The sequence below is a fragment of the Streptomyces sp. NPDC019396 genome (assembly GCF_040632375.1).
Lineage (GTDB): Bacteria > Actinomycetota > Actinomycetes > Streptomycetales > Streptomycetaceae > Streptomyces.
This window is the reverse complement of sequence record NZ_JBEYBS010000013.1, coordinates 106,453-126,644: the sequence shown is the minus strand read 5'-3', so window position 1 is coordinate 126,644 and position 20,192 is coordinate 106,453. Positions and strand designations below refer to the sequence as shown.

The following is a 20,192-nucleotide window of genomic DNA, read 5'->3' as shown; positions in this document are numbered from 1 at the left end:
CGCTCAGCAGCGCCCTGAAGTCCTGAAGCCCCTGAGCTCAGGGACTTCAGGGGCTCACGGGTTCAGGAGCTGGGGACGGGCGCCTGCATGTGCTCGCTGATCCACTGGATGGACCCGTCCCCCATGCCCTTCACGTAGGTCTTGGCGTTGTGCTCGCCGTCTTGGATGACCTGGAGCCGTGTCTTGACCGGACCCTTTGTGTAGTCCCGGACGAAGGCCTTCGCCTTCTTCAGCCCGGACTCGTTGGAGCCGACCTGGATCGCCAGATAGACGGCGTTGTCCTTGCTGTCCGGCTTGGCGCCCAGGGCCCGGGCGAGCCGCTCGGGGTCGTTCGCCCGCTGCTCGGCCTCGTGCCCCGCCCACAGTGGGGAGTCGGGCACGATGTCGGGGCCCGAGGCGATGACCGCCTTGAACTTGTCGGGGTGCTTGAGGACGGACTTGAGGCCGACGAAGGCCCCGGACGAAGACCCCATGAAGGCCCAGCCGTCGCGGGATTTGAAGGTACGGAAATTCGCCTTGACGAAATCCGGGACGTCCTCGGTCATCCAGGTGCCCATTTTCGGTTGCCCCGGTATATCGCTGCCGTCGTAGTAGTACTTGTCGTCCGGATTGAGCACGGGCATCACCACGATGAACGGAAGGCTCTTTCCTTCTTCCGACCACTTGCTGATGCTGCTCTGGAGCTTCAGGTCCGTACCCATCCAGTAATTGTTCGGGTAGCCGTTGCCGCCCGGGAGGGCGACGAGCACAGGGAAGCCGCTGTTCGCGTACTTCGCGTCGAAGTACTGCTTGGGCGCCCAGACCCAGACCTTGCCCGTGAAGCCGGACTTCTCGCCGTGCAGGGTCGTGACGCCGATCCTGGTGCCGTCGTCGATGGTGTTCTGGGTGGTGAACTCGGCCTTGGGGCCGGTCGGCATCAGGGTCCCCGCGGCCGACTGCGCCTCCTGGGAGCCCTTCCGGGCCCCTCCCGTCGACTGTCCGCCGGTGGCGGCGGCCTGGGGTGACGGAGCGTCGAAGGTGAGCGGCTCCCCTTCGTCCGAGCAGCCCGACACCAGTGCGAGGGAGCCGGTGACGGCGATGGCCGTCAGGGCCTTGGGCAGGCGGGAGCGGTGGCGATACATGGTGGTCTCCGAGTCGATGCGTACCGTGCGTACTACGCAGCGCTTTGGGGTGCTCGGGGGTGAGGCGCGCGACATACGCACAGAGAGATGGAGCCGGGGGCCGATCGGTTGGCCATGGGCAGGGGGCAATCACCGGTGATCCGTTCCGGGCGGCCCTCTACGCTGTCCCGGACGGGCGCAGGGGAGCAGTGCGGAACCGCGGTGACGCGGGTTCGCCGATGCGGGAAACGCGGGAAACGCGGAGCGGGGAGACGGGGGAGCGTATGCAACCGCTGGATGCGGGTGAGCCGCGGACCATCGGTGCGTACCGGCTGCTCGGCAGGCTCGGTGCCGGGGGCATGGGACGGGTGTATCTGGCCCGTACCGAGGGCGGCAGGACAGTCGCCGTGAAGGTCGTCCATCCGCACTTCGCGCTCGACGAGCAGTTCCGTGCCCGCTTCCGGCGCGAGGTCGCCGCGGCGCGGCGGGTGGGCGGCTCCTGGACGGCCCCGGTGCTGGACGCGGATCCGGAGGCGCCGGTGCCCTGGGTCGCGACCGGATATGTCGCCGGGCCCGCGCTGGGGCAGGCCGTCGCCGAGCACGGCCCGCTGCCGGAGCACACCGTACGGACGCTGGGCGCGGGCCTTGCGGAGGCGCTGGCGGCGGTGCACGCCCTGGGCCTCGTCCACCGGGACGTGAAACCGTCGAACGTCCTGCTCGCGCTCGACGGGCCTCGGCTGATCGACTTCGGCATCGCCCGCGCCACCGACGCCACCGCCTCACTCACCACGACCGGTGTCTCGGTGGGCTCCCCCGGCTACATGGCGCCCGAGCAGATAGTCGGCACGAGCACGAGCACGAGCACGAGCACGAGCACGAGTGCGGCTGCGGGGCCGAGCGCCGGCGCCGGCGCCGGTACGGGCAGCGCGGGCGGCGTCACGGGTGCGGCCGACGTGTTCTCGCTCGGTGCCGTACTGGCCTACGCGGCGACGGGAACCGCGCCCTTCCCCGGCGACTCCTCGGCGGCACTGCTCTACAAGGTGGTGCACGAGGAGCCCGAACTCGGCGCACTGCGCGGGGAGCTGCGGGAGGTGGTCGCCGCGTGCCTGGCCAAGGACCCGGCGGCCCGGCCGGCCCCGCAGGACGTGGCCCGCCGGCTCGCCCCGGGCGGTGCGGCGGCACTCGTGGCAGCGGGCTGGCTGCCGGGCCCGGTCGTGGAGCAGGTCAGCAGGACCGCGGTGCGGCTGCTGGACCTGGAGCCGTCCCCTCAGGACCCAGGGGCTTCCGGCCCGGTGCCGTTCACGCACGAGGCACTGGGGGTCTTCGGACCACCCATGGACCCCGCGTTCGCATCCCCGCCCCCGATGCCGTCCACGCCGCCGCCCGCGCCGGCTTCTCCCGGGCGTCTGTCCCTCTCGGTGACGACAAGCGCGGAAAAGGCGGAAGGCGGCCGGCCCGGAGGCGGCCGAAAGGTCAGCTGCACGGTCGCCCTGGCCGTCGCGGGGGCCCTGGCGGCGGTCACCGTCGGCGCCGGATTCCTCCTCGACCTGCTCCCCGGCACCCAGGGCGGCGGCTCCGACGCGAACGACTCGGCCGCCGCGCCGCCGAGGTCCTCGGCTTCCGGCACCCCTCCCGACGCGCAGGAGGCACAGGAGGTTCCGAAGGCGTTCACCGGCACGTGGAAGGGCCAACTCACCCAGGACAGCGGCCTCTCGGGCGGCAGCTTCAGCGCCGTCATCACGCAGGGCGGTCAAGGTGAGGACGTGGTGCGCACCGCGTCGACCCTGGGCCCGTTCGCCTGCCGAGGCGTGGGCAAGCTGACCTCGGCGACCGCGAAGGAGATCCGTGTCACCGAACGCTCCGACCCCGACCACTCGTCGAGCGGTGGGGTGTGCACGAGCGGCACGGCCACAGTGACCTACGTCCTGAACGCCGACGGCACACTCCGCTACAGGTCCCAGGAGGACGCGGCGGGCAACCCCGAGGCGACACTGACGAAATCACGCTGAGGCCGTCGTGTCCCCTGCCGGCCGGTCCGCGCGAAGGCAGAGGGTACATACCGAGGGCCCGGATGCCCTGTCGTAGGCTGGACCGGCCGTACGAAGACCTGAACACCCAGTGCGCGCACAGACCCAGAACCCCGTAGAACGCCCAGAAACACCGCCGAAAGGTGACTCCCGGTGACCGAGAAGGCCGACCTTCAGTCCGTCCTGGACCGCGCCGCCGCGGGTGGCCGGATCACCCCGGAGGAGGCGCTCGACCTCTACCGGTCGGCGCCGCTGCACGCACTGGGCGCCGCCGCCGACGCGGTGCGCCGCCGCCGTTACGCCGGTACGGAGCACATCGCGACGTACATCATCGAGCGGAACATCAACTACACCAACGTCTGCGTCACGGCCTGCCGTTTCTGCGCCTTCTACGCGCCGCCCAAGGACACCGCCAAGGGCTGGACCCGTGACCTCGACGACATCCTGCGGCGCTGCGCGGAGACCGTCGAGCTCGGCGGGACGCAGATCATGTTCCAGGGCGGGCACCACCCGGACTTCGGCGTCGAGTACTACGAGGAGCACTTCGCCGCGATCAAGAAGGACTTCCCGCAGCTCGTGATCCACTCCCTCGGCGCCTCCGAGGTCGAGCACATGGCGCGGATCTCCGGTGTGTCGGTCGAGGAGGCGATCTCCCGGATCCACGCGGCGGGTCTGGACTCCTTCGCGGGTGCCGGTGCCGAGCTGCTTCCGGAGCGTCCGCGCAAGGCGATCGCACCGCTGAAGGAGTCCGGCGAGCGCTGGCTGGAGATCATGGAGACCGCGCACCGGATGGGGGTCGAGTCGACGTCCACGATGCTGATGGGCACCGGCGAGACCAACGCCGAGCGCGTCGAGCACATGCGGATGATCCGTGACGTCCAGGACCGTACGGGCGGCTTCCGCGCCTTCATCCCGTACACCTACCAGCCCGAGAACAACCACCTCAAGGGCCGCACCCAGGCGACGATCTTCGAGTACCTGCGGATGATCGCGATCGCCCGGCTGTTCTTCGACAACGTCGCCCACATCCAGGGCTCCTGGCTGACCACGGGCAAGGAGATCGGCCAGCTCTCGCTGCACTACGGCGCGGACGACCTGGGCTCGATCATGCTGGAGGAGAACGTCGTCTCGTCGGCCGGTGCCAAGCACCGCTCCAACCGGCAGGAGATCATCGACCTGATCCGCAAGGCGGACCGGGTGCCCGCGCAGCGGACGACCACGTACGAGCACATCACCGTGCACGACGACCCGGCGAACGACCCGGTCGACGACCGTGTGGCCTCGCACATCTCCTCGACGGCGATCGAGGGCGGCACGGCCCACCCCGAGCTGAAGCTGCTGAACGCCAACTGAGCCGCCGGACACCGCGGATACCGCTGCCGTGCTGACGATCCATGTCGCTGACCGGGTGTTCGGCGCCACCGGCGGGCAAGAGCCCGTCGTCGCGGTCGTGGTCGACGGCGGTCTGATCGCCGCCGTCGGCACCTCCGCACGTGTCACCGCCGCCTACCCCGGTGCCCGGGTGCGCCGCTGGCCGGGGCTGCTCCTCCCGGGGCTGCTGAACGCCGACGGCGTGGCGCTGCTGGAGGCCGCGTACCACCCGGACCCGCGCGAGGCGGACGCACTCGGCACCGAGCCGCTGACCGGCGGGGACCTCGCGGGGCTCGCCCTGGACGACGTACGCCGGGGCGGAAGCGCGCGCCGCGGGTTGCAGCGCATGCTGGCCCACGGCACCACGGCGGTGGCAGGCCCCTTCACCCTGCCCGAAGTGCGCAGCGCGGTGGCCAGGTCAGGGCTCCGGGTGCGGGCCCCCGGCCGGGGCAGGGAGCCGAGTGCCGAAGGCCCGCTGCCGGCGCCCTCGCTCGACCCGTTCGCCGCCCGGCCGCTGAACGCCGTGCTCGACGGCGAGCTGACCCCTGGCGCCCCCGCGGACTTCGCGGTCTTCGACGTCCCGGTGGACGAGCTGCCCGCGCGGGCCCTGCGCGTACACGGGGCCGGTACCTGCGTGGCGACGGTCCTCGGTGGCAGGCTCGTGTACCGGGCTCGCTGACATCTCCCTGACGTCCTCCGCGTGCCCTGCCCGCGGTCAGCCGGGGGCCGAGCGGCACAATGGGTGCGTGACCCGAGCCTCCCTGGACAAGCAGCCGCACGAAGTCGCCTCCATGTTCGACGACGTGGCGGCGAACTACGACCTCACCAACGACGTGCTTTCGCTCGGCCAGGACCGGCGCTGGCGCAAGGAGGTCTCCAGAGCCGTCGCCGCGGGCCCCGCCGAGCGGATCCTCGACCTGGCAGCGGGCACCGGCACCTCCTCGCTCCCGTTCACCCGCACCGGTGCCTACGTCGTGCCCTGCGACTTCTCCCTCGGCATGCTGCGCGAAGGCAAGAAGCGGTATCCGTGGCTGCCGCTCACCGCCGGCGATGCCACGAAGCTGCCCTTCAGGGACGGTGCCTTCGACGCCGTGACGATCTCCTTCGGGCTGCGCAACGTCCAGGACACCGACCAGGCGCTGCGCGAGCTGTACCGGGTGACCAAGCCGGGCGGACGGGTCGTGATCTGCGAGTTCTCCCACCCGACCTGGGGGCCCTTCCGCACGGTGTACGAGGAATACCTGATGCGCGCGCTGCCGCCCGTCGCCCGCGCGGTGTCGTCCAACCCGGACGCGTACGTCTATCTCGCCGAGTCGATCCAGTCCTGGCCCGAGCAGGCGGAGCTCGCCGGGCTGCTCCGGAAGGCGGGCTGGACGAAGGTGGCCTGGCGCAACCTGAGCGGCGGGATCGTCGCCCTGCACCGCGGCACCAAGCCGCAGTAGGACCGCGTCACCAAGCCACAGCAAGTACGACCGGAACCGGGGCATCGTGGACCAGGTGGACTACCAGCCGGATGACGAGGCGGACTACCAGGGACTGCTCGAGCGCATCGCCGCGGATGTGGCCCCGCTCATCGGCAGCGGCACGCCGGCCGAGTACATCCCGGCGCTCGCCTCCGTCGACCCGCGCCGTTTCGGCATGGCCATCGCGGACGTCGACGGCACGGTGTACGGGGTCGGCGACTGGCGGCAGCCCTTCTCCGCCCAGTCCGTCACCAAGGTCTTCGCCCTGGCGCTCGCCCTCTCACTCGACGGGAACGCGCTGTGGGAGCGGGTGGGCCGCGAGCCATCGGGCAATCCGTTCAACTCGCTGGTGCAGCTCGAGTACGAGAACGGCATCCCGCGCAATCCGTTCATCAACGCGGGAGCCCTCGTCGTCACCGACCGGCTCCAGACGCTGACCGGCGACGCCAGCAGTGAACTCCTCGAGTTCCTGCGGGCCGAGAGCGGCAACCCCGACCTCGCCTTCGACCAGGAGGTCGCCGCGTCGGAGGGCGAACACGGGGACCGCAACGCCGCGCTGGCCCACTTCATGGCCTCGTACGGAAATATCGCCAACCCGGTGCCGATACTGCTCGACCACTACTTCTGGCAGTGCTCGATCATGACGAGCTGCGCCGATCTCGCCCTGGCGGCCCGCTTCCTGGCCCGCCACGGACTGCGTGCCGACGGAAGCCGGCTGCTGACCCGAAGCGAGGCCAAGCAGGTCAACGCGGTGATGATGACCTGCGGGACGTACGACGCGGCGGGCGAGTTCGCCTACCGGGTAGGACTGCCGGGCAAGAGCGGGGTGGGCGGCGGGATCGTCGCCATCGTGCCCGGCCGCTGCACGCTCTGCGTCTGGAGTCCGGGGCTCGACAGCCGGGGCAACTCGGTGGCGGGCGTGGCGGCGCTGGACCGCTTCACCACCCTGACGGGCCTCTCGGTCTTCTGAAGCCCGGATCCGCTCGTGGCAGGCGGTGAGCCGTGCCTGATGCGGTCATGGCACGGAAGCCGGTGCATCTCTACGGTCATGGTCACGGTCACTGGTGCCGGCCGCGCTTTCCGGCCGCGCTTTCCGGTCACGGTCACGGTCATCGGAGTCGGTCGCGCTTTCCGGTCACCGCACCAGGTCCAGCCGGAAGCAGTACCCGGTCCGCTTCCCGACCGGGGTCGTGAACGTCTCCGCGAGCTCCATCCCGAGCCGCCGGGTCACCGCGATCGACCGCTCGTTCTCCGCCGCCACCATGGCCACCACGCTCGGCACCCCCGCCGCCCGCAGCCGCTCCAGCGTGGTGCGGGCCGCGGCGGTCGCGTAACCCCGCCCCCAGGCCGTCCGGGCCAGCCGCCAGCCGATCTCGATCTCGCCCACCGGCCCCCAGGCATGCGGCCAGGGCTGCGCGCCCGTGAAGCCCAGCACCTCGCCCTCCTCATCCAGAGCCGTCCAGAGGCAGAAGCCGTGCTCCGCGTCATGTCTGCGCTGCCGGGCCGTCAACTCCTCGTACTCCGAAAGCTCGGCGGGTGCCCCGCCGTGGAACTCCATGACCTCCGGATCGGCGAAGATCCGGTGCCAGACCAGGGCGTCCTCGTCGGTGGGCACGCGCAGCCGCACCACCGGCGCGGCGGGAGCGGCGGGAAGCGTTTCGCTCATGGGACAGCCCTTCGGTCGGCGGATCGGTACGCCCCCATAGACTGCACACGTCCAGTGCTTTTAAGCACGCGAAATCGAGTTTCGGGAGATCCCGCCGTGACCGAGCCTCTCTCCGAGCACACCGCAGATGTGATCGTCGTCGGCGCGGGCCCGGCCGGTTCCACGACCGCGTACTACCTGGCCAAGTCCGGACTCGACGTACTCCTGCTGGAGAAGACCGCGTTCCCGCGCGAGAAGGTGTGCGGTGACGGGCTCACCCCGCGTGCCACCAAGCAGCTCGTCGCCATGGGCATCGACATCTCCGAAGAGGCGGGCTGGCTGCGCAACAAGGGCCTGCGCATCATCGGCGGCGGTGTGCGCCTCCAGCTGGACTGGCCGGAGCTCGCCAGCTACCCGGACTACGGACTCGTGCGCAAGCGCGACGACTTCGACGAGCAGCTGGCCCGGCAGGCGCAGAAGGCCGGGGCGCGGCTGTACGAGCGCTGCAACGTCGGCGAGCCGGTCGTGGACGACCGCACCGGCCGTATCACCGGTGTGCACGCCAAGCTCGGCGAGGAGAAGACTCCCGTCGTCTTCCGCGCCCCGCTGGTGGTCGCGGCCGACGGCAACTCCTCCCGGCTGTCCCTGGCGATGGGCCTGCACCGCCGCGAGGACCGCCCGATGGGCGTCGCGGTCCGCACGTACTTCACCAGCCCCCGGCACGACGACGACTACCTGGAGTCCTGGCTGGAGCTGTGGGACCGCCGCGGCCCCGGTGAGGACCGGCTGCTGCCCGGCTACGGCTGGATCTTCGGCATGGGCGACGGCACCTCCAACGTGGGCCTGGGGGTGCTCAACACCTCCGCCGCGTTCAAGGACCTGGACTGGCGCGAGGTGCTCAAGGCGTGGTGCGCCTCGATGCCCGAGGAGTGGGGCTACGTCCCCGACAACATGACCGGCCCCATCCGCGGCGCCGCCCTGCCGATGGCCTTCAACCGCCAGCCCCACTACACCCGCGGCCTGCTGCTGGTCGGCGACGCGGGCGGCCTCGTCAACCCGTTCAACGGCGAGGGCATCGCCTATGCGATGGAGTCCGGGCGCATCGCGGCCGACGTCATCGTCCAGGCGCACGCCCGCGCCACCCCCGCCCAGCGCGAACTCGCCCTGCGCAACTACCCGAAGGTCCTCAAGGACACCTACGGCGGCTACTACAACCTGGGCCGCGCCTTCGTGAAGCTCATCGGCAACCCGAAGATCATGAAGATTGCGACCCAGCGCGGGCTGAGCCACCCCGTGCTGATGAAGTTCACGCTGAAGATGCTCGCCAACCTGACCGACCCCACGGGCGGCGACGCGATGGACCGGATCATCAACGGCCTCTCGAAGGTGGCGCCGAAGGCCTGAGGTGACGTGCCGGGCCTGGTGGTGTCGACACCAGGCCCGGCACGCTCTACCTGCCCGTTCCCCGGTGCTGCCAGGGTTGCCGCCATGACCCAGCGCACCACGTTGATCACAGGCGCCACCCAGGGCATGGGCCGCGCTCTCGCACTCGACCTCGCCCTGCGCGGCGGCACCGTCCTGCTGCACGGCCGTGATCCCGGCCGACTGGAGGCAGCGGCCACCGAAGCACGGGCCGCCGCCCCCGGCACCACGATCCGCACCTATCTCGCCGACCTGTCCGACCTGGACCAGGTGCACGCGATGGCGGACCGCATCCGTACCGCCGAGCCGCGCCTCGACGGCCTGATCAACAACGCGGTGGCAGGAGGCGGCGCCGAACCGCTCACGCGCGAACTGAGCCGCCAGGGCCATGAACTCCGTTTCGCGGTTAACCACCTCGCCCCCTACGCCCTCACCCGCGACCTGCTGCCGCTCCTCACCGCCTCAGCTCCCGCCCGCGTGATCAACGTCGCCTCGATCGGCCAGGAGGCCATCGACTTCGACAACGTCATGCTGGAACGCGACTACGAGGGTCTGCGCGCCTACTGCCGAAGCAAGCTGGCCCTGATCATGGCGACCTTCGAGCTGGCTGCCGAACTGCGAGGCACCGGAGTCACGGTGAACACCCTCCACCCCGCCCATCTGATGGACACCGAAGGCGTCCGCGCATACGGCCTCACTCCCGCCGTCAGCACGGACGAGGGCGTGCGGCCGACCGTGCGCCTGCTCCTCGACCCCCTGCTCGCCACCACCACGGGCCGCTACTTCGACCGCTGCACGGACACGCCCGCCCATGAGCAGGCGTACGACCCGGAAGCCCGCAGGCGCCTGATGGAGCTGACCCACAGCCTGCTGGGACCGGGCCACCGCCCTACGGCGTGAAGACCTGCTCCAGACGGTGGATGGCGCCGTCGTCGCCCAGCTCGTACCGGAACACCAGACCGGAGTCGGGGTTCGCGTCGATCCAGTCGATCAGCTCCTGCACGCCGATCCGCTGGCTTTCCGTGCTGTCGGTGATGGGCGTGGTGGCGGTGACGTACGCGGCCTGGTCGAGGGCCCAGCGGCTGTCCTCGGTGGTGACGACGAAGGGCGCGCCGTCGGTGTCCTTGCCGGGGCATCCCCAGGCCCCGTGCCGGATGACGAGGTTGATCTTCCCAGTGGAGGCGGGCAGCTCCTCGGCGCGGTAGACGGCCAGCTCGTCGGGGTCGACATGATCCGGGTCCGGCGGCTCACTGGCGCAGTCGGCGGCGGGCGTCACCGGACCGGCAGGCTTGGTACCGGGCTTCTTCGCAGGCTTGCCGGCGGGCTTGGCGCTCTGCTTCCCGCCGGGCTCGGCGCCGCCGGCGGCGGACGTCCCGGGCGACGGGACGGCCGTCGCACCCGCGCTCGGCACGCCGGCCCCGGCGGCGGAGTCGTCGTTCCGGCATCCCGTGAGCACGGCGGTCACGGCGACTGCGGCGAGCGCGAGGACGACGGGTCTGAAGCGGTGGCCGTGCACGTTCATCTGAGACTTCCCCCCTGTGCGGGGCGGCCCCGCGGCCGCACCCAGGACCGGGAACGTAGCAACGGCATCGTCGCGGCGCAGTAGGGGAAGGTCCGGTGTCACCGACCCGGGACACAGTCGTCACCGTGCCCGGACGGTCGCCCCGGGACCGTTGCGTTTCAGCGCCGGGGACTTCACACCAAGCCGGGGCCGCGGCTCCCGAAAAGGAGTCGCAGCCCCGGCTGTTGCACTATGTGCCGGATTGCCCGATCCGGCATGTTTGCGCCGGGCGTCAGGTGGTCAGACGCCCAGGTGGTCAGAGCTCAGGCCTCAGAGCACGCGCACCGCGCCGCTCGCCGGGTAGCCGGAGAGGTCCTGGACGACGACACCCTTGCTGGGGTTCGCGGCGTCGAGGTACTGGCCGTCGCCGATGTAGACGCCGACGTGGTACGCGGAGCCGGCGCCGCCCCAGTAGAGGATGTCACCGACCTGGACGTTGTCCAGGGAGACCGGGGTACCGGCGACGGACTGGTCCTGGGAGACGCGGGGGAGGTCCACGCCGACCTGGCGGTAGGCGGCCTGGACGAGGCTGGAGCAGTCCCAGGCGTTGGGGCCGCTGGCGCCCATGACGTAGGCGTCGCCGAGCTGGGCCTTCAGGAAGGAGATGACGGTCCCGACCGAGCCGGCCGGGGCCGAGACGTCGCTCTTCGACGCGGAGGCGGAGAGCGTGGTGCGCTCGGAACTGCGGGAGGCGCGGGCCTCGGAGCGGGCGGCCTCCTCGGCCTTCTTCTCGGCCTCGGCCTTGCGGACGGCTTCGGCCTTCGCCGTCTTGGCGGCCTTGGCGGCCTTGGCGGCGGCCGCGTCTTCCTGGGTCCGCAACTCGGCGTCGAGGGCGGCGAGCTGGCTGGCCTCGGCGGAGCGGGCGACCGCGGTGGCGAGCGCCGGGGTCTCCAGGGTGAGCGCGGGCATCTCGATGGTCTCGGTCACCGGCTCGGCGTTCGCCGGCCCGGCACTACCGGCCACCGCGATGGTGCTGAGGACGCCACCGGCAACTCCGGCCCGCAGTGCGAGCTTGGAGGCGCTCTTGGGACGGGGCTTCCGGTGGCTTCGTATGTGAGCGGTGTGGGACATAGGGACAACCGGTATCAGTGACCGACGGTTCCCTTCAAGAAACGTGTGTTGCGCCACAGTTACGTTCGGAATCTCACAATCCGCTTTCCGAGGGCCCTTATTGACGCCGTAACGGGCAAAACGGGCAGCCATGATCAGGGCTGTGATCATGGGCTTTCAGTAAAAGGTCCGGATTGCCCCGCGCTTACCACCCCTTCACACCGATGGCCAAGCCCCGAATTCCGGCGAGTGGTCGCGAGTGGCGCAGGTCACAGGAAGGTCACCGTCCCCCGCGGCCTCGCGCCGTCGCGCGCCACCACTCCGCCACTTCCGCCCGGAGGGCTCGCGGCTCGTGAACGGACGCACACGTCCACTCCCGTCCGCCCGATCCCTCACGTGGGTGACGCGCCCCTCTATCACCCGGTCCGGTGGCCCGCGAATTTGCCTGCATCTACCACTCCTGGTATTGACTGCGAGCCCCTGACCAGCGGTAACTCGATAGAAGGTGACCTCTTGTAGTCACTCGTGCGCTTCATGTGCAAGATCACCGCTCATCCCCGTTCATGATCCTTCGTCAGGTGGTGGAGATCACAAAGTCGTTGTCGTACCCCGTGTCGCAGATCACAGACCTACGGGCATAAGATGCGGAGCAGTCGGGCTTGTGAACTGCCTCACATGAGCACGATCTTCTGAGGCGGCGACGCAGAGCCCGGTGCGGTCCAACGGTCAAAGACGACTGGAAGGAGCGAGGAGCGTGAATGCCTACGCGCCCATCCTTGTGCTCGGCGCCCTAGGGGCAGGCTTTGCGATCTTCTCCGTGGTCATGGCCACGCTCGTCGGTCCCAAGCGCTACAACCGGGCGAAGCTCGAGGCGTACGAATGCGGGATCGAGCCGACGCCGACGCCGGCCGGAGGGGGCCGCTTCCCGATCAAGTACTACCTGACGGCGATGCTCTTCATCATCTTCGATATCGAGATCGTCTTCCTCTATCCCTGGGCGGTCAGCTTCGACGCGCTGGGGATCTTCGGGCTCGTGGAGATGCTGCTCTTCGTGCTCACCGTCTTCGTCGCCTACGCGTACGTATGGCGGCGCGGCGGCCTGGAATGGGACTGAGGGGCTGAGGGGCACACTCATGGGACTCGAAGAGAAGCTTCCGAGCGGCTTTCTGCTCACCACCGTCGAACAAGCCGCGGGCTGGGTGCGCAAGGCGTCCGTCTTCCCCGCCACCTTCGGCCTCGCCTGCTGCGCCATCGAGATGATGACGACCGGTGCCGGCCGGTACGACCTGGCCCGCTTCGGTATGGAGGTCTTCCGCGGCTCACCCCGGCAGGCGGATCTGATGATCGTCGCCGGGCGGGTGAGCCAGAAGATGGCCCCGGTCCTGCGTCAGGTCTACGACCAGATGCCCAATCCCAAGTGGGTGATCTCCATGGGGGTTTGCGCATCATCGGGCGGAATGTTCAACAATTATGCGATTGTGCAGGGTGTTGATCACATTGTCCCTGTTGACATCTATTTGCCCGGCTGTCCTCCGCGGCCGGAGATGCTGATGGACGCGATCCTCAAGCTCCACCACAAGATCCAGAACTCCAAGCTCGGGGTGAACGCCCAGGAGGCGGCCCGGGAGGCGGAGGAAGCGGCCCTCAAGGCGCTGCCCACGATCGAGATGAAGGGGCTGCTCCGGTGAGCGACGCACACGACCAGCCCAACCCGGAGAAGGAGCTCTCCGAGCAGAACCTGCCCGGGCAGCGGGGCGAGCACGGCGAGGAGATCCGCGTCCAGCGCGGGATGTTCGGCGCCGACAACGGCGGAGACACCTCCGGCTACGGCGGGCTCGTACGCTCCGTCCGGCTGCCGGGCGCTGCTACCCGCCCGTACGGCGGCTGGTTCGACGAGGTGGCCGACGAGCTCGAGGGTGCCCTGGAGGAACAGGACCTCCTGCCGGAGAACGCGATCGAGAAGACCGTGGTCGACCGGGGCGAGCTCACCTTCCACATCGCCCGCGAGCACCTCGCCCGCGTCGCCAGGACCCTGCGCGACGACCCGGCCCTGCGCTTCGAGCTCTGCACCGGCGTGAGCGGGGTGCACTACCCCGGGGACAAGGGCCGCGAGCTGCACGCCGTCTACCACCTGCGCTCGCTCACCCACGGCCGGCTGATCCGGCTGGAGGTCAGCGCACCGGACGCGGACCCGCATGTCCCGTCCCTGGTCGAGGTCTATCCGACCAACGACTGGCACGAGCGCGAGACCTACGACTTCTTCGGTCTGGTCTTCGACGGCCACCCGGCCCTCACCCGGATCATGATGCCGGACGACTGGCAGGGCTTCCCCCAGCGCAAGGACTACCCCCTCGGCGGCATCCCCGTCGAGTACAAGGGCGCCCAGATCTCGGCTCCGGACCAGCGGAGGTCGTACTCGTGACCACCCCATCCTCAGCACGCGAGACCACCGAGGGGACCGTGTACACGGTCACCGGTGGCGACTGGGACGAGGTCGCCCAGAGCGCGGCCAAGGCCGACGACGAGCGCATCGTCGTCAACATGGGCCCCCAGCACCCGTCCACCCACGGCGTGCTCCGCCTCATCCTGGAGATCGACGGCGAGACCGTCACCGAGGCCCGCTGCGGCATCGGCTATCTCCACACCGGCATCGAGAAGAACCTCGAATACCGCACCTGGACGCAGGGCACCACCTTCGTCACGCGCATGGACTATCTGACGCCGTTCTTCAACGAAACGGCGTACTGCCTCGCGGTCGAGAAGCTGCTCGGGATCGAGGACCAGATCCCGGACCGCGCCTCGGTCATCCGGGTGCTCCTCATGGAGCTCAACCGGCTCTCCTCCCACCTGGTGTGCATCGCCACCGGAGGCATGGAGCTGGGCGCCACCACGGTCATGATCTACGGATTCCGTGATCGTGAACTCATTCTCGACATCTTCGAACTCATCACCGGCCTGCGGATGAACCACGCGTACATCCGCCCCGGCGGACTCGCCCAGGACCTGCCACCGGGCGCCGTGGACCAGATCCGCGAGTTCGTGAAGAAGATGAAGAAGAACCTCCCGGAGTACGACAAGCTCGCCACCGGGAACCCGATCTTCAAGGGCCGGATGCAGGGCATCGGCTATCTCGACCTCACCGGCTGCATGGCGCTCGGCGCGACCGGCCCGATCCTGCGCTCCACCGGGCTGCCGCACGACCTGCGCAAGTCCGATCCCTACTGCGGCTACGAGACCTACGAGTTCGACGTGCCGACCGCCGACACCTGCGACTCGTACGGCCGCTTCCTCATCCGCCTGGAGGAGATGCGCCAGTCGCTGCGGATCATCGAGCAGTGCCTGGACCGGCTCGTCCAGGGACCGGTCATGGTCGCCGACAAGAAGATCGCCTGGCCCGCGCAGCTCGCACTCGGGCCCGACGGTCTCGGCAACTCCCTCGACCACATCAAGAAGATCATGGGCACGTCGATGGAGGCCCTGATCCACCACTTCAAGCTGGTGACCGAGGGCTTCCGGGTCCCGGCCGGGCAGGCGTACGCGGCGGTCGAGTCGCCCAAGGGCGAGCTCGGCGTCCATGTGGTGTCCGACGGCGGCACCCGCCCCTACCGGGTCCACTTCCGCGACCCCTCGTTCACCAACCTTCAGTCCATGGCGGCGATGTGCGAGGGCGGCCAGGTCGCCGACGTGATCGTCGCCGTCGCATCCATCGACCCCGTGATGGGAGGCGTCGACCGGTGACAGACGTCAGCTTGGGGATGCCCCAGCTCCCCGCACCCGACTACCCGGCCGACGTGCGCGCCAGGCTCGAGACCGACGCCGAAGCGATCATCGGCCGCTACCCGGACAGCCGCTCCGCACTGCTCCCGATGCTGCACCTGGTGCAGTCGGAGGAGGGTCATGTCACCCGCACCGGGATGCGGTTCTGCGCGGAGATGCTGGACCTGACCACGGCGGAGGTCACCGCCGTCGCCACCTTCTACACCATGTACCGGCGCGGGCCCTCGGGTGACTACCAGGTCGGGGTGTGCACCAACACGCTGTGTGCGGTGATGGGCGGCGACGCCATCTTCGACGAGCTCAAGGAGCACCTCGGCGTCGGCAGCGGTGGCTCCGGCATGACCACCGCGGACGGCAAGATCACCCTCGAGCACATCGAGTGCAACGCGGCCTGCGACTTCGCGCCCGTGGTGATGGTCAACTGGGAGTTCTTCGACAACCAGACGCCCGAGTCGGCCCGCAGGCTCGTGGACGACCTGAGGGCCGGCCGGACCGTCGAACCCACCCGGGGCGCACCGCTGTGCACCTTCAAGGACACGGCCCGCATCCTGGCCGGCTTCCCCGACGAGCGCCCCGGCGCCGTCGAGGCCGGCGGCGGCGCGGGCCCGGCGTCCCTGGTCGGTCTGCGACTGGCCAGGGGCGAGGCCGCCCACCCGCGGGTGGTCCACCCACGCGGCGCGGCCCCCGCGGACGAGGCGCCGGCCGAGCACCTCAGCTCCCATGACGCACCCCAGCAGACGTCCGCTTCGGACCCCTCGCACCCCGCGGGTCCGGTCGCCGGGGGCTCCGGGGACTCCGAGGACTCCAAGAACGCAAGGGATTCCAGGGACTCCGGGGATTCCAGGGACTCCAAGGAGGGGGAGTGATGACCGTGTCCACCGAGTACGGGCCGGAGGCCGGCGGCGGGACGAGCCCCGAGAAGCTGCTCGCACCCGTCCTCTCGGCCTTCTGGGACGACCCCGAGTCCTGGACCCTGGCCACCTACCGGCGCCACGAGGGCTACGAGGGCCTGCGCAAGGCCCTCGCGATGACCCCGGACGACCTCATCGCGTACATCAAGGACTCCGGACTGCGCGGCCGGGGCGGTGCGGGCTTCCCGACCGGGATGAAGTGGCAGTTCATCCCGCAGGGCGACGACAAGCCGCACTACCTCGTGGTCAACGCCGACGAGTCCGAGCCGGGCACCTGCAAGGACATCCCGCTGCTCTTCGCCAATCCGCACTCCCTCATCGAAGGCATGGTGATCGCCTGCTACGCGATCCGCTCCGCACACGCCTTCATCTATCTGCGCGGCGAGGTCGTCCCCGTGCTGCGCCGACTGCACGAGGCCGTGCGCGAGGCCTATGAGGCGGGCTACCTCGGCAGGAACATCCTGGGCAGCGGGCTCGACCTCGACATCACCGTGCACGCGGGCGCCGGCGCGTACATCTGCGGTGAGGAGACCGCGCTCCTCGACTCCCTGGAAGGCCGGCGCGGCCAGCCCCGGCTGCGTCCGCCCTTCCCCGCGGTCGCCGGTCTGTACGCGTGCCCCACCGTGGTGAACAACGTCGAGTCCATCGCGTCGGTTCCCGCGATCGTGCACAGGGGCAAGGACTGGTTCCGTTCGATGGGCAGCGAGAAGTCCCCCGGCTTCACGCTCTACTCCCTCAGCGGCCATGTCGCCTCCCCCGGCCAGTACGAGGCGCCGCTCGGCATCACCCTGCGCCAGCTGCTCGACATGAGCGGCGGGATGCGCCCCGGCCACCGGCTGAAGTTCTGGACCCCGGGCGGCTCGTCCACCCCGATGTTCACCGACGAGCACCTCGACGTCCCGCTCGACTACGAGGCCGTGGGCGCCGCCGGATCGATGCTCGGCACCAAGGCGCTCCAGTGCTTCGACGAGACGACCTGTGTCGTACGGGCCGTCACCCGCTGGACCGAGTTCTACGCCCATGAGTCGTGCGGCAAGTGCACGCCCTGCCGCGAGGGCACGTACTGGCTCGTCCAGCTGCTGCGCGACATCGAGGCGGGCAAGGGCTCCATGGCCGACATCGACAAGCTCGCCGACATCGCCGACAACATCAACGGCAAGTCGTTCTGCGCGCTCGGCGACGGCGCCGCCTCGCCGATCTTCTCGTCGCTCAAGTACTTCCGCGACGAGTACGAGCAGCACATCCGCGGCAGGGGCTGCCCCTTCGACCCCGCGAAGTCCACGGCCTGGGCCGACAGGGACCTGGAGGTGCCCGCATGACCGTCACCACGTCCGCCGCGTCCGCAGGCGGCGGCAACACCGCACCCCCGCCCGAGGACCTGGTCAGCCTGACCATCGACGGCGTCGAGATCAGCGTGCCGAAGGGCACCCTGGTGATCCGCGCCGCCGAACTGCTCGGAATCGAGATCCCGCGGTTCTGCGACCACCCCCTCCTCGACCCCGCCGGCGCCTGCCGGCAGTGCATCGTCGAGGTCGAGGGCCAGCGCAAGCCGATGGCCTCCTGCACCATCACCTGCACCGACGGCATGGTCGTCAGGACCCAGCTCACCTCGCCCGTCGCCGAGAAGGCACAGCAGGGCGTGATGGAGCTGCTGCTGATCAACCACCCGCTGGACTGCCCGGTCTGCGACAAGGGCGGGGAGTGCCCTCTCCAGAACCAGGCCATGTCCCACGGCCAGGCCGAGTCCAGGTTCGAGGGCAGGAAGCGCACCTACGAGAAGCCGGTCAACATCTCCACCCAGGTGCTGCTCGACCGCGAACGCTGTGTGCTGTGCGCGCGCTGCACGCGGTTCTCCAACCAGGTCGCCGGCGACCCGATGATCGAACTGCTCGAACGCGGCGCGCTCCAGCAGGTCGGCACGGGCGAAGGCGATCCCTTTGAGTCGTACTTCTCCGGAAACACCATCCAGATCTGCCCGGTCGGCGCGCTGACCTCGGCCGCGTACCGGTTCCGCTCCCGGCCCTTCGACCTGGTGTCCTCGCCGTCGGTCTGCGAGCACTGTGCGGGCGGCTGCGCCACCCGCACCGACCATCGGCGCGGCAAGGTCATGCGGCGGCTCGCCGCCGACGACCCCGAGGTCAACGAGGAGTGGATCTGCGACAAGGGGCGGTTCGCCTTCCGCTACGCCCAGCAGCGCGACCGGCTCACCACTCCGCTCGTACGTAACAAGGAGACCGGCGAGCTGGAGGCCGCGAGCTGGACCGAGGCCCTGGAGGCCGCGGCCGCGGGGCTCGAGGCGGTACGCGGACGGGTGGGCGTGCTGACCGGGGGCCGGCTCACCGTCGAGGACGCCTACGCGTACGCCAAGTTCGCACGGGTCGCCCTGGACACCAACGACATCGACTTCCGGGCGCGGGTCCATTCGTCCGAGGAGGCCGACTTCCTGGCCTCCTCGGTGGCCGGGCGGGGACGGGACCTGGTCCTGGACCGCAGGGGAGTCACCTACGCGTCCCTGGAGAAGGCGCCCGCGGTACTGCTCGTGGGCTTCGAGTCCGAGGAGGAGGCACCCGGCGTCTTCCTGCGGCTGCGAAAGGCCGCCCGCAAGCACGGCCAGCGCACCTACACCCTCGCCACGCACGCCACCCGCGGTCTGGTGAAGGCGTCCGGTGTGCTGCTGCCCGCCGCACCCGGCACCGAGACCGAGTGGCTGAACGCCCTGGCGTCCGGCACCGGACTCGACGCGGACGGGTCCGCGGCGCACGAGGCACTGCGCGCCCCCGGGGCCGTGATCGTCGTGGGCGAGCGGCTGGCCGGGGTGGCCGGTGCGCTTACCGCGGCGCTCAGGGCGGCCACCGCCACCGGCGCCCAGCTGGTGTGGATCCCGCGCCGGGCCGGTGAGCGGGGCGCCGTGGAGGCGGGCGCGCTCCCCTCGCTGCTGCCCGGCGGCCGTCCCGCCACCGACCCCCGCGCCCGTGAGGAGACCGCGGCGGCCTGGGGCGTACGCGAACTCCCGCACCGCTACGGCCGCGACACCGGCCAGATCATCGAGGCCGCGGCCACGGGCGCACTCGGCGCCCTGGTCGTCGCCGGCGTGGAGGCAGCGGATCTGCCCGACCCGGCGCGGGCACGTGAGGCGCTCGACGCTGTGGGCTTCCTGGTCTCGCTGGAGCTGCGGCCGTCGGAGGTGACGGAGCGGGCCGATGTGGTCTTCCCGGTCGCCGCCGTCGTGGAGAAGTCCGGCACCTTCCTCAACTGGGAAGGCAGGGCCAGGCCCTTCGAGGCGGCTCTGAAGCCCGAGCAGATGACCCGCGCGCTGCCGCCCACGGACGCCAGGGTGCTGCACATGCTCGCCGACGCGCTCGACGTGCACCTCGGGCTGCCCGATCTGCGTTCGGTGCGGCGGGAGATGGACCGGCTCGGCGCCTGGAGCGGCCCCAGGGCCTCCGAGCCCGTCGAGTCGGCACAGCCCCTGCCCCGCCCCGGCGACGGGGAGGCGATCCTCGCCGGCCACCGGTTGCTGCTCGACCAGGGCCTGCTCCAGCAGGGCGACGAGGCCCTGGCGGGCACCCGGCACGCCGCGGTGGCCCGGATCTCCGCCGCCACCGCGGCCGAGACCGGGGTCAAGGACGGCGAGCTGCTGTCCGTCACCGGACCCGCCGGTTCCGTACGGCTGCCGCTCCAGGTGACCGCGATGCCCGACCGGGTGGTCTGGCTCCCGCTCAACTCGACCGGCGGCGGTGTGCTCGGTGACACGGGCGCGGCGCCCGGTCGGCTGGTCCGTATCGGCCCCGGCGCCACGGATGGTGCCGCCGCAGGCGACGACGTACCGGAGGTGCGCGCGTGAACCCGACCCTCCTCGCGGTCG

18 protein-coding genes are annotated in these 20,192 nt (G+C 70.4%); 14 read left to right on the top strand and 4 right to left on the bottom strand.

Features of this window, described 5'->3' with window-relative positions; all coding sequences use genetic code 11:
- Positions 1–62: 62 nt before the first annotated feature.
- Entirely contained in the window at positions 63–1,121 is a 1,059-nt protein-coding gene (locus ABZ532_RS17380; RefSeq protein WP_361283509.1) for an alpha/beta hydrolase-fold protein, read from the bottom strand.
- A 263-nt stretch (positions 1,122–1,384) separates the two neighbouring features.
- Between ABZ532_RS17380 and ABZ532_RS17375 the strand changes: the two genes are divergently transcribed.
- The 5 genes from ABZ532_RS17375 to ABZ532_RS17355 all read left to right on the top strand — a co-directional run bounded on the left by ABZ532_RS17375 (position 1,385) and on the right by ABZ532_RS17355 (position 6,931).
- A complete protein-coding gene (locus ABZ532_RS17375; protein ID WP_361283507.1) occupies positions 1,385–3,109 on the top strand; it encodes a serine/threonine-protein kinase in 1,725 nt (574 codons plus the stop codon).
- A gap of 171 nt (positions 3,110–3,280) precedes the next feature.
- Positions 3,281–4,480, top strand: a complete 1,200-nt coding sequence (mqnC, locus tag ABZ532_RS17370) for a cyclic dehypoxanthinyl futalosine synthase (protein WP_361283505.1) — start codon at positions 3,281–3,283, stop codon at positions 4,478–4,480.
- 31 nt (positions 4,481–4,511) lie between these two features.
- Positions 4,512–5,177 (top strand): hypothetical protein, encoded by a 666-nt coding sequence (locus ABZ532_RS17365; protein ID WP_361283705.1) that lies wholly within the window; start codon positions 4,512–4,514, stop codon positions 5,175–5,177.
- A 67-nt stretch (positions 5,178–5,244) separates the two neighbouring features.
- Complete coding sequence (locus tag ABZ532_RS17360) at positions 5,245–5,940, top strand: demethylmenaquinone methyltransferase (RefSeq protein WP_361283503.1); 696 nt, start codon at positions 5,245–5,247, stop codon at positions 5,938–5,940.
- Between the two features lie 55 nt (positions 5,941–5,995).
- On the top strand, positions 5,996–6,931 hold the full coding sequence (locus ABZ532_RS17355; protein ID WP_361283501.1) for a glutaminase: 936 nt from the start codon (positions 5,996–5,998) through the stop codon (positions 6,929–6,931).
- 165 nt (positions 6,932–7,096) lie between these two features.
- On the opposite strand, the gene ABZ532_RS17350 is transcribed toward ABZ532_RS17355, so the two are convergent.
- Positions 7,097–7,627, bottom strand: a complete 531-nt coding sequence (locus ABZ532_RS17350; RefSeq protein WP_361283499.1) for a GNAT family N-acetyltransferase — start codon at positions 7,625–7,627, stop codon at positions 7,097–7,099.
- 96 nt (positions 7,628–7,723) lie between these two features.
- Here ABZ532_RS17350 and ABZ532_RS17345 point away from each other — a divergent pair, with 96 nt between their 5' ends.
- Both ABZ532_RS17345 and ABZ532_RS17340 read left to right on the top strand, forming a co-directional pair.
- Positions 7,724–9,010, top strand: coding sequence for a geranylgeranyl reductase family protein (locus ABZ532_RS17345; RefSeq protein ID WP_361283497.1), 1,287 nt, complete (start codon positions 7,724–7,726; stop codon positions 9,008–9,010).
- An 84-nt stretch (positions 9,011–9,094) separates the two neighbouring features.
- Positions 9,095–9,928, top strand: a complete 834-nt coding sequence (locus ABZ532_RS17340) for an SDR family NAD(P)-dependent oxidoreductase (protein WP_361283495.1) — start codon at positions 9,095–9,097, stop codon at positions 9,926–9,928.
- Here ABZ532_RS17340 and ABZ532_RS17335 read toward each other — a convergent pair.
- Both ABZ532_RS17335 and ABZ532_RS17330 read right to left on the bottom strand, forming a co-directional pair.
- Positions 9,918–10,550, bottom strand: coding sequence for a hypothetical protein (locus ABZ532_RS17335; protein ID WP_361283493.1), 633 nt, complete (start codon positions 10,548–10,550; stop codon positions 9,918–9,920). The genes ABZ532_RS17340 and ABZ532_RS17335 overlap by 11 nt on opposite strands.
- Positions 10,551–10,859: 309 nt before the next feature.
- Positions 10,860–11,660, bottom strand: a complete 801-nt coding sequence (locus ABZ532_RS17330) for a C40 family peptidase (protein WP_361283491.1) — start codon at positions 11,658–11,660, stop codon at positions 10,860–10,862.
- A gap of 733 nt (positions 11,661–12,393) precedes the next feature.
- Between ABZ532_RS17330 and ABZ532_RS17325 the strand changes: the two genes are divergently transcribed.
- Genes ABZ532_RS17325 through ABZ532_RS17295 form a run of 7 tightly spaced genes read left to right on the top strand, consistent with a single transcriptional unit; the run spans position 12,394 to position 20,171 of the window.
- Positions 12,394–12,753, top strand: a complete 360-nt coding sequence (locus tag ABZ532_RS17325) for an NADH-quinone oxidoreductase subunit A (RefSeq protein ID WP_017948722.1) — start codon at positions 12,394–12,396, stop codon at positions 12,751–12,753.
- Between the two features lie 19 nt (positions 12,754–12,772).
- Positions 12,773–13,327, top strand: a complete 555-nt coding sequence (locus ABZ532_RS17320; RefSeq protein ID WP_361283489.1) for an NADH-quinone oxidoreductase subunit B family protein — start codon at positions 12,773–12,775, stop codon at positions 13,325–13,327.
- Complete coding sequence (locus ABZ532_RS17315; RefSeq protein WP_361283487.1) at positions 13,324–14,061, top strand: NADH-quinone oxidoreductase subunit C; 738 nt, start codon at positions 13,324–13,326, stop codon at positions 14,059–14,061. Before ABZ532_RS17320 ends, ABZ532_RS17315 begins: the two co-directional genes overlap by 4 nt.
- Complete coding sequence (locus ABZ532_RS17310; protein WP_361283485.1) at positions 14,058–15,377, top strand: NADH-quinone oxidoreductase subunit D; 1,320 nt, start codon at positions 14,058–14,060, stop codon at positions 15,375–15,377. The genes ABZ532_RS17315 and ABZ532_RS17310 overlap by 4 nt, the downstream gene beginning before the upstream one ends.
- A gap of 17 nt (positions 15,378–15,394) precedes the next feature.
- Positions 15,395–16,282 (top strand): NADH-quinone oxidoreductase subunit NuoE, encoded by an 888-nt coding sequence (nuoE, locus tag ABZ532_RS17305; RefSeq protein ID WP_361283702.1) that lies wholly within the window; start codon positions 15,395–15,397, stop codon positions 16,280–16,282.
- Positions 16,282–17,646 carry an NADH-quinone oxidoreductase subunit NuoF gene (nuoF, locus tag ABZ532_RS17300; RefSeq protein ID WP_361283483.1) on the top strand — a complete coding sequence of 455 codons (1,365 nt, stop codon included), beginning with the start codon at positions 16,282–16,284 and terminating at the stop codon, positions 17,644–17,646. Before nuoE ends, nuoF begins: the two co-directional genes overlap by 1 nt.
- The gene (locus tag ABZ532_RS17295) at positions 17,643–20,171 is read left to right on the top strand and encodes an NADH-quinone oxidoreductase subunit G (protein WP_361283481.1); all 2,529 of its coding nucleotides are present in this window, start codon (positions 17,643–17,645) and stop codon (positions 20,169–20,171) included. The genes nuoF and ABZ532_RS17295 overlap by 4 nt, the downstream gene beginning before the upstream one ends.
- Positions 20,172–20,192 lie beyond the last annotated feature (21 nt).